This is a genomic window from Phytohabitans flavus, from assembly GCF_011764545.1.
In the GTDB taxonomy this organism is placed as follows: domain Bacteria; phylum Actinomycetota; class Actinomycetes; order Mycobacteriales; family Micromonosporaceae; genus Phytohabitans; species Phytohabitans flavus.
In genome coordinates this window covers 2732533-2747261 of sequence record NZ_AP022870.1, presented here as the reverse complement: position 1 = coordinate 2747261, position 14729 = coordinate 2732533, and the positions used below count along the sequence as shown (strand labels likewise).

At 72.6% G+C, this 14729-nt stretch carries 12 protein-coding genes and 2 pseudogenes; 5 read left to right on the top strand and 9 right to left on the bottom strand.

The genetic code is table 11. The features are described 5' to 3' along the window. Nucleotides 1-5: 5 nt before the first annotated feature. From Pflav_RS11985 to Pflav_RS11970, 4 genes are read right to left on the bottom strand one after another with little or no spacing between them, the layout of a single operon-like run. Nucleotides 6-893, bottom strand: a complete 888-nt coding sequence (locus tag Pflav_RS11985; RefSeq protein WP_173036226.1) for a hypothetical protein — start codon at nucleotides 891-893, stop codon at nucleotides 6-8. Nucleotides 894-913: 20 nt separating this feature from the next. After that, nucleotides 914-1381, bottom strand: a complete 468-nt coding sequence (locus Pflav_RS11980; RefSeq protein ID WP_173036224.1) for a hypothetical protein — start codon at nucleotides 1379-1381, stop codon at nucleotides 914-916. Nucleotides 1382-1385: 4 nt separating this feature from the next. Then, nucleotides 1386-1715 carry a PadR family transcriptional regulator gene (locus tag Pflav_RS11975; protein ID WP_173042384.1) on the bottom strand — a complete coding sequence of 110 codons (330 nt, stop codon included), beginning with the start codon at nucleotides 1713-1715 and terminating at the stop codon, nucleotides 1386-1388. Between the two features lie 39 nt (nucleotides 1716-1754). After that, nucleotides 1755-2186 carry a DUF1622 domain-containing protein gene (locus Pflav_RS11970; RefSeq protein ID WP_173036222.1) on the bottom strand — a complete coding sequence of 144 codons (432 nt, stop codon included), beginning with the start codon at nucleotides 2184-2186 and terminating at the stop codon, nucleotides 1755-1757. A 202-nt stretch (nucleotides 2187-2388) separates the two neighbouring features. On the opposite strand from Pflav_RS11970, the gene Pflav_RS11965 reads away from it, so the two are divergent. Both Pflav_RS11965 and Pflav_RS11960 read left to right on the top strand, forming a co-directional pair. Continuing rightward, the gene (locus tag Pflav_RS11965; RefSeq protein ID WP_173036220.1) at nucleotides 2389-4473 is read left to right on the top strand and encodes an ArnT family glycosyltransferase; all 2085 of its coding nucleotides are present in this window, start codon (nucleotides 2389-2391) and stop codon (nucleotides 4471-4473) included. 34 nt (nucleotides 4474-4507) lie between these two features. Beyond that, entirely contained in the window at nucleotides 4508-5557 is a 1050-nt protein-coding gene (locus Pflav_RS11960; protein ID WP_173036218.1) for an aldo/keto reductase, read from the top strand. A 258-nt stretch (nucleotides 5558-5815) separates the two neighbouring features. Here the strand turns inward: Pflav_RS11960 and Pflav_RS11955 are convergent, their stop codons facing one another. Beyond that, nucleotides 5816-6181 (bottom strand): VOC family protein, encoded by a 366-nt coding sequence (locus tag Pflav_RS11955; RefSeq protein ID WP_173036216.1) that lies wholly within the window; start codon nucleotides 6179-6181, stop codon nucleotides 5816-5818. Between the two features lie 121 nt (nucleotides 6182-6302). Between Pflav_RS11955 and Pflav_RS11950 the strand changes: the two genes are divergently transcribed. Continuing rightward, nucleotides 6303-7046, top strand: a complete 744-nt coding sequence (locus Pflav_RS11950; protein ID WP_173036214.1) for a hypothetical protein — start codon at nucleotides 6303-6305, stop codon at nucleotides 7044-7046. 45 nt (nucleotides 7047-7091) lie between these two features. Then, the gene (locus tag Pflav_RS11945) at nucleotides 7092-7520 is read left to right on the top strand and encodes a PRC-barrel domain-containing protein (protein ID WP_173042383.1); all 429 of its coding nucleotides are present in this window, start codon (nucleotides 7092-7094) and stop codon (nucleotides 7518-7520) included. Between the two features lie 92 nt (nucleotides 7521-7612). On the opposite strand, the gene Pflav_RS45300 is transcribed toward Pflav_RS11945, so the two are convergent. From Pflav_RS45300 to Pflav_RS45295, 3 genes and pseudogenes are all read right to left on the bottom strand, one after another. Beyond that, the gene (locus Pflav_RS45300; protein ID WP_232071281.1) at nucleotides 7613-8128 is read right to left on the bottom strand and encodes a discoidin domain-containing protein; all 516 of its coding nucleotides are present in this window, start codon (nucleotides 8126-8128) and stop codon (nucleotides 7613-7615) included. A 3-nt stretch (nucleotides 8129-8131) separates the two neighbouring features. Further along, nucleotides 8132-8374, bottom strand: a pseudogene (locus tag Pflav_RS48640) (carbohydrate-binding protein); the annotation flags it as partial. Nucleotides 8375-8571: 197 nt separating this feature from the next. Next, nucleotides 8572-10776, bottom strand: a pseudogene (locus tag Pflav_RS45295) (glycoside hydrolase family 95 protein); the annotation flags it as partial. 219 nt (nucleotides 10777-10995) lie between these two features. On the opposite strand from Pflav_RS45295, the gene Pflav_RS11930 reads away from it, so the two are divergent. Then, nucleotides 10996-12201 carry an MFS transporter gene (locus Pflav_RS11930; protein ID WP_232072660.1) on the top strand — a complete coding sequence of 402 codons (1206 nt, stop codon included), beginning with the start codon at nucleotides 10996-10998 and terminating at the stop codon, nucleotides 12199-12201. Between the two features lie 226 nt (nucleotides 12202-12427). On the opposite strand, the gene Pflav_RS11925 is transcribed toward Pflav_RS11930, so the two are convergent. Then, the gene (locus Pflav_RS11925) at nucleotides 12428-14626 is read right to left on the bottom strand and encodes an MMPL family transporter (protein WP_173036210.1); all 2199 of its coding nucleotides are present in this window, start codon (nucleotides 14624-14626) and stop codon (nucleotides 12428-12430) included. Nucleotides 14627-14729 lie beyond the last annotated feature (103 nt).

Here is a 14729-nt window from a genome sequence, read left to right as displayed (position 1 = left end):
GACCGTCAGTCCAGCCACCACGTCAGTGCATCGCGGCCCAGCGGCGTCGCCACCGCCAGCGGCAGGGCGAGCGCGGTCGCGGCCGCCACCAGCAGCACGCGCCACGCCACACGGCCGGAGACCGCGGCCACCGTGCGGCGGCTGGCCACCAGTAGCGGTACCGATACGCTGAGCAGGCCGGGGCTGGCCAGGAAGCCGAGCACGAACATCAGGCTCAGCAGGTCGTACGCCCAGACGAACGGGTTCATCGGGCCACTGCCGAACGGCACGAGGTCCTTCGGGTCGTACGCGCCGCCGAGCATGCCTTGGCGGTCGCCGCCGTTCGCGGCCAGGCGGGTCAGATAGAGACCGACGACCAGGCACCATGCCGCGGCGAACGCCAGGTGCGCGGCCGCCGCCGTCCACAGGCTGAGCGGCCAGGGGTTTACGCCGCGGGATGACCGGACGCGCAGGCCGGCGGTGAGCGCGGCAAGCAGCAGCCACGCCGCGGCGAAGATGCCCAGCGGGTGGACCGCGGACACGGCGGTCGCCGGGAACAGAGCGTCCATCGTGGACCAGCCGCCGGTCACGACGGCGGCCACGGCGTGGTTGGTCGCGGAGAGCAGCACCGGGATGCCGGTCAACACGCCGAGGCCACCAAGGACCGTGACCGCCGGGCGTCGGCGGCGCAGTGTCCATCCCGCCGCCAGCCAGCCGATCAGGGCGCCGGCGGCTGCGGCGGCCAGGACCACGGCGGTGAACCAGCCGGGGGCGCGGCCGTGCACGTTCGCCCACAGCGGCTCCGTCCCGCCGGGGTAGCCGCCGACCTGCACGACGTGCTCGCCATGGGCGGCCCAGAAGGAGACCAGGCCGTGGTCGTCGCGGATCGGGGTCGCCTCCCACCCTTGGGCCACCAGGCGCTCGCGTGCACCGGCTACCTCGGAAGGGATCGCGCTGGCCGGTACCGCGTAGGAGAAGCCCACCCAGGCCGACGCCGGGTCGAAGTTGGCGCCGGGCGCGAGGTACAGCGGCTGGTTGTCCGTGATTTGATCCCCGGCGGGCTCGTGCGGGATCGCGGCCTCGACCACCGCGCGGGCCGCCCCGGGTCGGGCTCGGGCGCGGCGGCGCGCCAGCCGGTGCCGGCGGCGGCGCCGAGCGCGGCCAGCAGCGCGACCACGGTGGCGGCCGCCGCCGGGAGCGGGCCGCGCGGGATGGCCAGCCGGCGGCGCAGGCCACCGAGCACCAGGTCGAGGGCGTCGCGCGGGGACGGGCGGCGCTGGTCGGGGCGGGCCGCGTCGAGCAGCGTGGTCAGGATCTCGGTGCCGCGCTCGCGGCGGTAGCGCCGGGGGTAGGCGAGCAGCAGCCGGCGGTAGGCCCGCTCCAGGGGGCCGCGCGTCTCCACCCGTTCAGCCGATCGCGCCGAAGGCGAACCCGGCGCGGCGCAGCTTGGCGGCGGCCAGAGACGCGTTCGCCCGCAGGCGGGCCACCTCGCGCTCCAGCGCGGCGGCGCCGTCGTCGGTGAGCCGGTAGTAGCGGCGCAGCCGGCCGTCGACCGCCTCCTCGCGGTCGACGGTGAGCAGCCCGTCCTCGGTCAGCCGGTCGAGTGCCGCGTAGAGGGTGCCGGCGCGTAGCGACAGCCGGCCCTCGGAGAGGTCGCCCACCGCGCGCATCACGCCGTAGCCGTGCCGGGGCTCCTCGGCGAGCGCGGTCAAGATGAAAAACGTCGGCTCCTGCATTGCCATGCCGAGCAACGTACCGTCGATCGGTATATGCCGTCAATCGGAGCTAGAAGAGGAGCCAGAAGGAGAGGGGTCAGCTGAGGAGTTGGCGCGCGACGCGCCCCGCGCCATCAGCGTCGCGCCGCTGGTCATGGCGCGGCGCCACGGGGGTACACCGTCGATCTCGATCTGGAGCGAGAAGCTGAGGAACGTCCGGATCAGCACGATCAGCCCCAGCACCGCGACGCTCTCCAGCGTCGGGTTTACCGCGACGGTGCGGATCAGGTCGGCGGCGACCAGCACTTCGAGCCCGAGCAGGAGCGAGCCGCCGAAGAACTCGCGCACCGCCTGGTATGCCCGGCGGCCCCCGGCGCGGCGCCACAGCCGGACCGCGACGGCGGCCGACCAGACCAGGCCGACGATCAGCACCGCGACGCCGGCCAGCTCGAAGCCGCGGGCCACGTGCTCGATCAGTCCCTCGAACCCCACGGCGGCACGCTACCAACAAAGCGACAATCCGGGTCACCCGGACGCTACTTTCTGTCGCCACAAAAACACGTGGAGTCGCGGGGCGTGAGAACGTTCCACCATGACCGATCAGCGCGAAACATCCCCGTCACCTTGGCGTTTCCGCAGATCGGCCGGCTTGATAGCTTGATGTCGTGCGGTCGAGGTGGCGAGAGGACGTGCGGTGACGAGGCGTCCGGCCACGTCGCTTCCGCTGCTCGGCTGGCTCTTCCTGGCGGTGCTGTACGTCGCGACGGTCTACGTGACGATCGTGACCCGGGTGCAGTGGGGCCCGGACACGGCGTTCCATCTGGCGTGGACATTCCGGCTGCTGGGTGACTCCGAGCCGGAGGCGGTGCGGCGCACCGTCGAGTTCCTGGCCGACAAGGACGGCATCGACTGTGCCACGTCGAGCCTCCCGTGGTGCCACGCCGAGAACTACCAGATGTACTTCGCCGGCGACTACGCCGCGACCGTCGGTCCGCGGGTGATGACCCGGCTACTCTCTGTCCCGTTCGTCGCGGTGTTCGGGCCGTGGTCGATGGTGGCGCTCTCCGTCGTCGCGTACGCGGCGGGTGTTGCCTGCCTCGCCGTCCTCGCCGCCCGCATGTTCGGGCCGCGGTGGGGGCTGCTCGCCGGCGCGCTCGCGATCACGCCGTGGCTCGCCGCCAACTGGGCGGTGCACGCGAACACCGAGGCGCTCGCGATGGCGTTCACCACCGCGGCGATGCTCGCGCTGCCGCTGCGCCGCCGCACCGGCTGGCCCGACGTGGTGGCGTTCGTGGTGCTGCTCGGGTTCGGGCTGTTCACCAGGCAGTTCGCGGTCTCGGTGACCGTCGGCACCGCCCTGGCCTGGCTCGTCGTCGCGGTGCGCGACCGGCAGGTGCGGAACGCCTGGGCGCCGTTCGCCGCCGCCGGCGTCGCGGCCACCGGCGCCATTGTGTGGGTACAGGGCCAGATGACCGCCTCGTACGCGGGCAGCTTCTCCACATTCGCCACATACGAGGCCAACACCGGCACGAAGGGGCTCGCCGAGGTGGCCGCCTCGGTGCCGGCGACCGCCGCGCGCATCGTGGCCGGCGACTGGGACCACATCCGCACCGACCTGGTGCTCACCGCCGTACTGCTGACCACGCTGCTGAGCGTCGGGTGGCGGTTCCGCAGCGAGCTGTCCGCGCTGGTGGTGGGCATGATCGGGACCACGCTCGCGCTCAACCTGATCGTCAACGACGACTCGATCTTCCGGTACCACACCCCGAACTACCCGGTGTACGTGCTCGCCGCCGTCGCCCTCCTCGCCGACCTCACCGCCGGCCGCCGCCCGTCCACCGCGACCGAGTCGCCGCCATCGGGTCCGCCGCCCGAGACGCCGTCGCGGGTGCCGGTCACCGCGTGGGTCGCCCTTGGCATCGGGTACCTGGTGCTGTCGCTCGTCCTCCGCAATATCAACATTCGCAAGGCCTCGGTCGGCAGCGGTCCCGCCCTGGCCGACCCGATCGTCGCGACCTGGCCGGAGAGCGCGACGCCGATCCTCGCGTACGGCGCGGCGGTGGCGCTCGTCGCCTGGCAGGGCAGCCGCCTCTGGGGCCGGTCGGGGCTCGTCGCCGGCGCGCTCATGCTCGTGCCGACGGTGATGGTGCCGCTCGCCCGGCCGGACTTCCTCGAACCCTTCGCCGCCCTCGCCGTCGCGGCAGGACTGTGCGCGCTGCCATGGCAGGAGCGAGCGCCCCGGGGCGGCCCGTTCTGGTTCGGCTCGGGGGTGCTGCTCGCGACCGCGCTGGACCCGTTCGCCGGGGTGGTCGTCGCCGGTGCGTTCGCCGCCTGGGCCACCCGCCTGGACCGGGGGGCGCGCAACCCGTGGGCGCCGTATCCGCTCGCCGGCGCCATCGCTATCGCCGTCGCGCTGGGGTCGCGCGCCGCCTCCGGCCGCGACCTGGTCAGCACGGCCGCGGGCGACCCGGCGCTGGTCCTCGCCTGGATAGCGCTCGCCTCCGACTTCATGGTGGTCGCGGTGGTCGCGCTCGTCGCGGTGGTGGGCGTGCGGGCCTGGCGGGACGAGCCGGCGGTACCGCTCGCGTTCGGCGCCGTGGCGGCCGCGCTCGTGCTCTCCATGACCGCCGACCCGGTGAGCGGCCTGCGCCCGGTGACCGCGCTGATGCCGGTGCTCGCGCTGGCCGGCGCCGCCGCCGTGGCCCGCCCGCTGGCGCTTCGCCGGGCTCCGGTGGAAGCGGCCCGCGCCCCGCAGCCGTCGGCGGGCGTCGCCGCTTGACTTCGAGCGTTCTCTAACTCCTACGCTCACGATCATGCGTTACCGCGTACTCGGGGGCACCGGTATTCACGTGAGTGTCCACTGTCTCGGCACCATGATGTTCGGCTCGGTGGGCAACCCCGACCACGACGACTCGGCCCGGATCATCCACGCCGCACTTGACCAGGGGGTCAACTTCGTCGACACCGCGGACATGTACTCCGCCGGCGAGTCGGAGGAGATTGTCGGCAAGGCGCTGGAGGGCCGGCGGGACAGCGTCGTGCTCGCCACGAAGGTGCACTTCCCGATGGGCGAGGGCCCCAACATGGGTGGCAACTCGCGCCGCTGGATCGTCCAGGAGGTCGAGGCGAGCCTGCGCCGCCTGCGCACCGACTGGATCGACGTGTACCAGATCCACCGGCCGGACCACACGACCGATGTGGAGGAGACCCTCTCGGCGCTCACCGACCTGGTGCGGGCCGGGAAGATCCGGGCGTTCGGCTGCTCGGCCTTCCCCGCCGAGGAGATCGTCGAGGCCCACCACGTGTCCGAGCGGCGCGGCCTGGGCCGGTTCCGCACCGAGCAGCCGCCGTACTCGATCCTGGCCCGCGGCATCGAGGCGGCCGTGCTGCCGGTCGCCCAGCGGTACGGCATGGGCGTGCTCACCTGGAGCCCGCTCGCCTCCGGCTTCCTCTCCGGCAAGGTGCGCAAGGACCAGCCCGTCGACATGACCACGGGCCGCGCGCGGCTCAACCCGGGCCGCTTCGACCCGTCCATTCCTGGGAACGCCGCCAAGTTCGAGGCTGTGGAAAAGCTCGTGGCGCTCGCCGCGGACCTGGGGTGCACGCTGCCGGAGCTGGCGGTCGCGTTCGCCGCGGCCCACCCGGCGGTCACCTCGGTGATCATCGGCCCGCGCACGATGGAACAACTTGAGGGCCTGCTCAAGGGCGCGACGCTGGCCCTCGACGACGCCACCCTGGACCGGATCGACGAGATCGTCCCGCCGGGCACCGACCTGTACCGGGCCGACGGCGCCTGGCAGACCCCGTACCTGGCCGACGTCAACCGGCGCCGCCGCCCTGTGGACGACCGCGCGGCGGCCTAGGCCCCGCTCCCGAGAAGCTGCCGCCCGGGGCGGCAGCGCCGCGAAAGCCCTTGCTGGACCGGTCCCGGGCGGCGCCGCCGCGAATAGCCCGCGCCGGACATGCTGCGCCCGGGCGGCGCCGCCGTGAAAGCCCCTTGCCTGGGGCCTGCCGGCCCCGGGCGGCGCTGCGGTGAAAGCCCGTGCCGGACCTGCCGGCCCCGGGCGGCGCCGCGGTGAAAGCCCGTGCCGGCGGCGCGGCGCCCGGGCGGGCAAACAGGCTTAGCGCGCGGGTGGCTCCCAGTAGGCCTCCACGCGGTGGCCGTCGGGGTCGAGGCACTTGAACGCGGTGTACTCCGGCTCGTCGTACCGCTCGACGACCTCGACCCCGTCGGCGTCCAGCCGCCTTAGCAGCGCGCGGACGTCGTCGGGCGCCGGCAGCCGGAAGCCGAAGTGCAGGAACTCCGGCGACTGCCCGACCTCCTCGACGGCGTGCAGGGCGAGGTCGAACCCGTCGGCGTCCCGGACGAACACGGTGCCGTCGGGGTACCGCTGCGCGGTGGCCGGGTCGAAGCCGAAGTAGCGCTGGTAGAAGGTGACGCTCCGCTGCTGGTCGCGTACCGGCAGGCCGAGGTGGTTGATGCGCACGACACACGGTAACCGTGCCGGCATTCCTCCGCTACATAGTTACCTACCAGCCCTGACGCTTCGCCGGATGGCCCGATTCCGTCCGTGTACCGGGTGCCACCTGCTCTGCCACGCTGGGCCCGTGCGGGAACGGACGCTCCTGCTGGAGGAGGGTGAGCGGCTGCGCGCCGAGGCACGGATCCGCCCGGCGTTGGAAGCCGCTCCACTGTGGCGCGCCTTCGAGAAGGTCACCGAGCGCTACCGGGAGCTGCTGCCCGAGGTGCCGGTCGCGCGCTGCCCGTTCACCGACGCGCCGGTCTGGTGGCCGATCGACACGGCCGGGCTGGACGGATGGTTCTGGGAGTACCCGAGCGGAGCGCGCCGCCACCCCCGCACGCGGCCGCCGACGTGGGTGGCGATGACCGGGGCGATGCGGCTGGCCGAGCCGGTGGAGTACACCCCGTTCCCGGTGGTGCCAGGGCCGGGCGCGCCGTTCGTGGTGCCGCGGATCCTGGGCTCGGCCCCGGAGGTGCGCGCGGTGATCGCCGAGGTGGCCGTGGGGCGGCACACCGGCTGGGCGATCAGCTACTTCGGGCGGCCGGCGGCCGGTACGAGGCTTGTCAACCTGTGGGGCGGCGACTCGTACCCGGTGGTCGAGGACGGCCTGTGGACGGGCTGGGAGCGGGAGAGGTCGGGCGTGGAGCGGTACGACTTCGACCTGGAGCCGTGGATCGGCACCGGTGCACTCCTGTGGATAACTCCTGGGGACGAGTCGGCGACCCTGCGGCAGGGTGTGGACAAGTGTCCCTACCTCGACCTGCCCGGGCCGCGCGGGCTCGGGGTCGTCGGGTACGGCCAGGTGCGGTACACCCCACGGTTGGGCTGACGCGCCGCCGGGTACCTCGAAGGGGAAGTTGAGGAGGTAGTCATGATGCAACCCTTCATCCCCTGGGCCTGGCGCGATCCGGGACTGCTGATGGGCCAGGACCCCACGCTGCTAAAGCGGCGCGACGAGAGCCTCGAGGCCGACGAGGAAGCGCACGCGAGCCTGGCCGGCTACGACGTCGAGGCGACCGACGGCGGCATCGGCTCGATCGACGAGGCCAGCTACGCGGTCGGCGAGGCGTACCTCGTCGTGGACACCGGCCCGTGGATCTTCGGACGCAAGGTGCTGCTGCCGGCCGGCACGGTCCAGCACGTGGACCACGTCGAGCGCAAGGTCTACGTGGACCGTACCAAGGAGCAGATCAAGTCCTCGCCGGAGTACGACAAGGACACGTTCGCCACGCCCGAGTACCGGGATCGGGTGGGCACCTACTACACGGACAGCTACCGCGACGTCCCGCCGCCGCTGCGGTGAGCACCCGCGCGGTCGCGGCGCCACCCGTGCCGGCCCTGCGTGGACCGACCGGGCTGGGCGCCGCGACCGCGTTTACGCGTTCGGTCTGACAGCTACGAGGCGTACACCTCGAACTCGTAGACGCGGGCGGCCATATCGGTGTTGCTCGTGGGCGCCAGCACGTTCAGCCGCACGTACCTGGCGCTCACCGGCCCGATCGTGTGGGTCGTGACGTTCGCGGTGTTGGCGCGGGCCTGCACCCGCGTCGTCCACGTGGCACCGTCCACACTGGTCTGGATGTCGAAGTCACGGGTGTTCCAGGCCGCGTTCTCGCCACCCGCGCCGGAGTGCTTGACCACGAAGCGGCCCACCGTCGTCGCCGTGCCCAGGTCGACACGCCACCACTTCGACCCTCCCACCGAGCACCACTTGTCGGCGTTGCCGCCGGACACGCTGCCGTTCACCGCCTTCTCCGGGCCTTCGATCGCGGCGCAGGAGCTGTCCGCGGTGGCCGGCTTGCCCAGTGCCAGGTTGACCGGCGCTGGTGGCGGGTCGGTCGGACCTCCGCCGCCGGTCAGGGTGAAGTCGTCCACATCGAACAGTCCACCCGTGCCGGTGCCGTTGAACACCAGGTACAGCGGGCCTGAGCCGGCGCTCAGCGTCGTGGAGACGTCGGCGAAGGTGCCGTACCCGCCGGTGTTCGGGACGTTCAGCGTGCCGAGCAGCGGGCCGGTCGGCGAGCCCGTGCGGACCTGGATGGTGCCGCCGGTGCCGCCCGAAGCGACCCGCGCCGTGATGCCGGTACGGCCGGACGGGTTGACCGACGCGTACGCCAGCCAGTCGCCGTTGTCGATGTAGCCGACCCGGGTGCCGCCGTGGGCGTTGCCGTCCGCGACGTTCTGCGTGCCGGACTGGGAGGTGTACGACTCGGCCTCGACGCGCTGCGACGAGGTCGGTGGCTGGGTGGTGGGCGGGGAGAGGTCGTGGGCGGCGGGGTCGCCCCGGACGCCGTCTGGTACCGGTGTCCGGCCACGGCGGCGAACGTCGCCTGTGGACCGTTCCGGGTCAGCGTCACCGGCTGCCCGGTCGTGAGGTCGACCACGTTCGCCGAAGCCAGCAAGGGATTGCGGACGGTCAGGTTGCCGGTGCTGCCGGCGGCGATCGTGATCCGGGTGGCCGCGCCGCCACTCCAGGCGACGTCGACCGTGGCGTTGCCGCGGGCGCGCAGCCCGGTCACCGCGCCGTTCGCCCACGCTCCGGGCAGGGCCGGGAGCACGTCGACGACGCCGGTCTGGCTCTGGAGCAGCATCTCGGCGATGCCCGAGGTGGCGCCGAAGTTGCCGTCGATCTGGAACGGCGGGTGCGTGTCCCACAAGTTCGCCAGGGTGGAGCCGGTGAGCTGCTCGCGGAGCAGCTTGTGCGCGCGGTTGCCGTCTTGCAGCCGGGCCCAGAAGTTGATCTTCCACGCCTTGCTCCAGCCGGTACCGCCGTCGCCGCGGGCGTTGAGCGAGACCCGGGCCGCGGTGGCGTACGAGGGGTTGGACAGCGGGGAGATCTGGCGGCCGGGGTGCAGGCCGAAGAGGTGCGAGACGTGTCGGTGCGTGTCGCCCGGGTTGTCCCAGTCGCCCTTCCACTCCTGGAGCTGGCCCCACGAGCCGATCCGTAGCCCGGGGTCGAGGCGGTCCAGTGTGGACTGCCACTGCGCCCGCGCGGCGGCGTCGAGGCCAAGCGTGGCGCTGGCCGCGACGGTGTTGCTCAGCAGCTCCCAGATGATCTGTTGGGACATCGAGGCGCCGGCGGTGAAGTCACCGTTCTCCGGGGAGTAGCTGGGCGAGACGACGAGCCTGCCGTCCCGCGGGTCGGTGTGCAGGCTGGCCATCCAGAAGTCGGCGACCTCCTTCATCGCCGGGTACGCCCGGTCGCGCAGGAACGCCGTGTCGTTGGTGAACCGGTAGTGGTCGTACAGGTGCTGGCACAGCCACGCGGCCGCCTCGGGGAACCAGAACGACGTCGGCCAGTCGTGCACACCCGTGTACCCGAAGGGGGTCGTCTCGTTGTGCACCACCCAGCCGGGCGCCCCGAACATCGACTGCGCGGTCACCCGGCCCGGCGGCCGCAGCCCGTCGATGAAGTCGAAGAGCGGCGCGGTCGTCTCACCGAGGTTGGTGATCTCGGCGGGCCAGTAGTTCATCTGGAGGTTGATGTTGACGTGGTAGTCGGCGGCCCAGGGTGGGTTCGTGGAGTTGTTCCACACGCCTTGGAGGTTGGCCGGTAGCGAGCCGGCGCGGGACGAGGCGATGAGCAGGTACCGTCCGTACTGGAAGAACAGCGCTTCGAGGGCGCGGTCCGCGGCGCTGCTGCCGCCGGTGTACGCCGAGCGGAGGTTGTCGGTCGGGATGTTCGGCATCTGCTGTCCGATGTCGAGCGTCACCCGGTCGAACAGTCCCTTGTAGTCAGTCACGTGCTGGGCCCACAGCGCGTCCCACGACTGAGCCGCGGCTCCGTCCACCGCCGCCGTGACGCGGTCGTGCGGGTCGGTGCCCCGGTAGCTCGGGTACGCCTGGGCGTAGTTGGTGCCGGCGGAGAAGACGATCGTCGCGCTGTTGGCGCCGGAGACGGTGATCCGGTCGGTACCGCTGGTGCGGGTGCCACCGTCGGTGATGACGCGGAACTGCGACTCGTACACCATGCGGTTGTTGGGCAGCGTGCCCCGGACGGTGATGCGGTCGCCCGCGACGGTGACCGCCGCGCCGGCGTGCGGCGAGGTGTGCCGCAGCACGAACGACACCCGCCCGGCCTGGCTCGCGGTGAGCCGGGCGACCACGACGTTACGGGGGTTGCTGGCGATGTACTCCCGGCGGTATGTGACCCCGCCGTGCTCGTAGCTGACCCGGGCGGTGGCCTCGGCGATGTCGAGCTCGCGGCGGTACCCGTTGACCGCGCCGGGTGTGCCGGTCATGTCGATGTAGGCGTCGCCGAAGTTCTGGTACGCGCCGAACCCGGCCCGTGGTCCGCCCAGCCGGCTCGCCACAGTGGACGGTGCCATCCGCTGGTCGCGGTCGAGCTGGGCCTGCACGTCGTCGATGGCGGTGGGGCGGGGCGAGGTCCAGTTGCCGTTGTTGTACTGGCCGTCGCCCGGACCGCCGTTCCACAGTGTCTTCTCGTTGTACTGGAGGCGTTCGGTCTGGATGCCGCCGAAGACGCTCGCGCCGAGCGCGCCGTTTCCGATCGGCAGTGACTGCGTCTCCCAGTCGGTGGCCGGCTCGTCGTACCACAACGCGAGCGCGGGGTTCGCCGCCGCGGCGGCCGGGGGAGTCCGGACACGACGGCGAGCGTACCGGCGATGAGTGCGGCGCCGGCGGCGGCAGCGAGCCAGCGCCGGGCAGGGGGAAGGGGGTGGGTGCCCATGCGCTGGACGGTACAAAGAACATACTGATAGATGCAAGAACTTCGATGAAACTCGAAAAAACAGGACAGAGGCTCGATGATCATCGGCATGTTGAACATGTCCCGTTACCGTGCGGTCCTGGCGCTGCCGGGTGTCCGGTCGCTGCTCGCCGTCGGGCTGCTGGGGCGGCTGCCGAGCGCGTGCGCGGCCATCGTGCTCACCCTGTACGTCGTGCTCGACCTCGACCGGGGGTACGCGGCGGCGGGCCTGATCGGGGCGGGAGTGACGATCGGCGCGGCGCTGGGGACACCGCTCCTGGGCCGGTTCGTCGACCGTTACGGCCTGCGCCCCGTCGTCGCGGCGACCGCGGTGGTGGAGGCGATCTTCTGGTGTACCGCGCAGGCGCTCCCGTACCCGGCCCTGGCGGTCGCCGCCCTCGCCGGTGGGCTGTTGCGGCTTCCGGCGTTCCCGCTCGTCCGGCAGTCGATCGCGGCGATCGTCCCGCCCGAGCGGCGCCGCTCCGCGTACGCGCTGGACTCGATGGCGGTGGAGCTGTCGTTCATCGTCGGGCCGGCGCTGGCGGTGCTGCTGGCCACGACCGCCGGACCGCGGGCGGCGATGCTGGCGCTGGCCGCTACCGCGCTCGCCTCCGGGGTGGCGTTCTACCTGCTCGATCCCCCGGTCCGGACCGAGGCGGAGGGGGTGGGCACGGACCCGGCGGTGCCCTTGCGGCAGTGGCTGCGCCCGCGCCTGGTGGGCATGCTCGCGGTCGCGGCGGCCACGACGCTGGTGCTCGGCGGCAGCGACGTCGCCGTGGTCGCCGCGATGCGGGACGCGGACCAGGTCGGCTGGACCGGGGTGGTGCTGGCCTTGTGGGGTGCGTACTCGTTGGCCGGCGGCTTCGCGTACGGCGCGGCGTCCCGTGCGCCCGGTCCCGCGGCGCTGCTGGTGCTGATGGCCGCGTGCACGGTGCCGGTCGGGCTGGGCGGCGGGCAGTGGTGGCTGCTGGCGCTCGCACTGCTGCCGGCCGGTGTCCTGTGCGCGCCCACGCTCGCCGCGACCGCCGACGTGATCAGCCGCCTGGCGCCCGCGCAGGTGCGCGGGGTGGCGATGGGCCTGCACGGTTCGGCGGTCACCGTCGGGCTGGCGGTCGGCGCGCCGCTGTCCGGCGCGGTGATGGACCTGAGGTCACCGCCCTGGGGCTTCGCGGCGACCGGCCTGGTGGGGCTCGCGGTCGCGCTGACCGTGCTGCTGGGCGAACGCCGCCGCCGCGCGGCGGAGCCGCCCCCGACAGGGCCGGACAACTTGACCTAGCTTCCTAGGACGCCCTACGGGACGTGCCACCCCACACAGAAGATCAGAGCTACCGCGACGTCCGCCGGGCACCGGACCGCTGCTCCCGCGGCCTCACCCTCCGCGTCCCACAACCCATGGTCGCGGCGGTTGATCAGGGACTTGATGGAGCGGCGCGCCGACGACACGCCCAACCAAATCCCTGATCAACCGCACAGAGGGGGCTAGCGCTAGCGGGTGCTGGCGGCTAGTTCCAGCTCGGGTTCTGGGGGACTGGGAGGTAGCGCTCGGGTTCGCCCTCTACGTGGAGTTCGGGGAGGATGCGGCCTAGCCAGCGGGGCATCCACCAGTTGGCGCGGCCGAGCAGGTGCATGACCGCGGGGACGAGCAGCATGCGTACGACCGTGGCGTCGACGAAGATCGCGGCGGCCATGCCGACGCCGATCACCTTGAGCACGACGTCCGGGCTGGGCACGAAGGCCGCGAAGACCGCGATCATGATGGCCGCGGCGGCGGTGACCACCCGCCCGGTGCCGGCCAGGCCCTCGGTGATCGCGCGGCTGTTGTCGCGGGTGCGGTTCCACGCCTCGCGCATCCGGCTGACCAGGAACACCTCGTAGTCCATGGAGAGTCCGAAGAGGACGGCGAACATCAGCACCGGTACGAACGACGGCAGCGGCGTCTCCGTGTCGATGCCGATCAGCTGCCCGGCCCAGCCGCCCTGGAGCACGTAGGCGACCACGCCGTACGCGGCGGCGACGGACAGCAGGTTCATCGCCGCGGCCTTGATCGCCACCGCGACGCTGCGGAACGACGCGAGCAGCAGCACCATCGACAGCAGCACCACGCCGGCGATGAGCAGCGGGAGGCGGCGGGAGATGTTCTCCGTGCTGTCGATCGACGTGGCCGTGACGCCACCGACCAGCACCGTGGCACCCGAGTCCCGGGTGGCGGCCGGGATCGTCTCGTCGCGCAGGCGATGTACCAGCTCCTCGGTCTGCTCGTCCTGCGGCCCGGTCGCGGGCAGCACGGTGAGCACCGCGGTGTCCCCGGCGGGGTTGAGCTGCGCCGGCGTGACCATGGCGACGCCCGGTGTCGCCGCGACGGCCGCGCGGACGCCGTCGAGCGCGCTCGCGTCACCCGGTCGGGACAGCTCCGCGGCCAGCACGAGCGGGCCGTTGGCGCCCGCACCGAAGCCGGCGGCCTGCATGTCGTACGCCTGGCGGGTGGAGGTCTCCGCGCGGCTGTTGCCCGCGTCCGGGAACCCGTAGCGGACGCCCAGGAACGGCGCGGCGAGCGCGAGCAGGATGGCCACGCCGGCGAGCGCGGCGATCACCCGGTGCCGCTGCACGAGCCGGCTCCAGGCCAGCCAACCGCGGCTCGGCTCGATGTGCCCGCCGACCGCGACCTCGGCCTGGCGGCGCCGGCCGAGCGGCAGGCGCAGCCGGTCGACGTGCTTGCCGAGGAAGCCGAGCAGGGCCGGGAAGAGCGTGACGCTGGCCGCCATCACGACGAACACGCCGAGGATCGTGACCACCGCGGCGCCGCGCATGAAGGACAGGCCCATCGCGAACAGGCCGAGCATGCTCACCACGACCGTGCTGCCGGCGACCATCACCGCGCGGCCGGCGGTGTCGAGCGTCGCGACCGTGGCCGCCTCCGGGTCCAGCCCGGCGGCCCGCCACTCGCGGAACCGGGTGACCATGAGCAGCACGTAGTCGATGCCGATACCGATGCCCATCATCGTGGCGAGCGCGGTGGACCAGTCGGGCGCGTCCACGATGCGCAGCACGAGGCCGGTGAGCGTGCTGCTCACCGCGAGACCGGCGACGGCGGTCAGGATCGGCAGGCCGGCGGCGACCACCGAGCCGAACGTGAGCAGCAGGATCACCGCCGCCGCGAGCAGGCCGATGCCCTCCGAGCCGATCTCGCCCTGCTCGGCCAGGTTGATCGACTGGCCGCCGAGCGCGACGTCGAGTCCGGGCCGCTCGGCGCCGCCGGCGATCTCCAGGAGCCGCTCGCTGTCGGCGCGCGGCATGTCGTTGGGGTTGTTTACATCGAGGCGCAGGTGCGCGACGAGGGTGCCGCCGTCCGCCGAGATGCCGCCCGGCGCGGTGAACGGGTCGTCCACGCTCGCCACGTGCGGTACGGCGGTCAGCTCGTCGAGCAGCGCCTGCACGTCGCCGCGCGCGGCTGTCACCCCGCCGTCGGCCCGGACCACGACGTCGACGACCTCGCCGGACTGGGCCGGGAACTTGTCCCGCAGCAGCACCTCGGCGGCCTTGGAGTCGGAACCGGGCGCCGAGTAGTCGGCGGAGAAGTCGCCACCGAAGGCCGCCGAGAGCCCGGCGGCGAGCATGAGGGCGGCCAGCCACAGCAGTACCGTGCGGCCGCGGTTGCGGTAGGCGAGCCGGGCGATCCTGCCCAGCGGTCCTGCGTTGCTCATGATCGTCGCTCTCCGCCGTTCATCATCGTTCCCCCAGTGATGTCATGTCAGTTGAGTTATGGCTCATAACAAACACGAGGACCCGTCACTTGTCAAGCGGCTT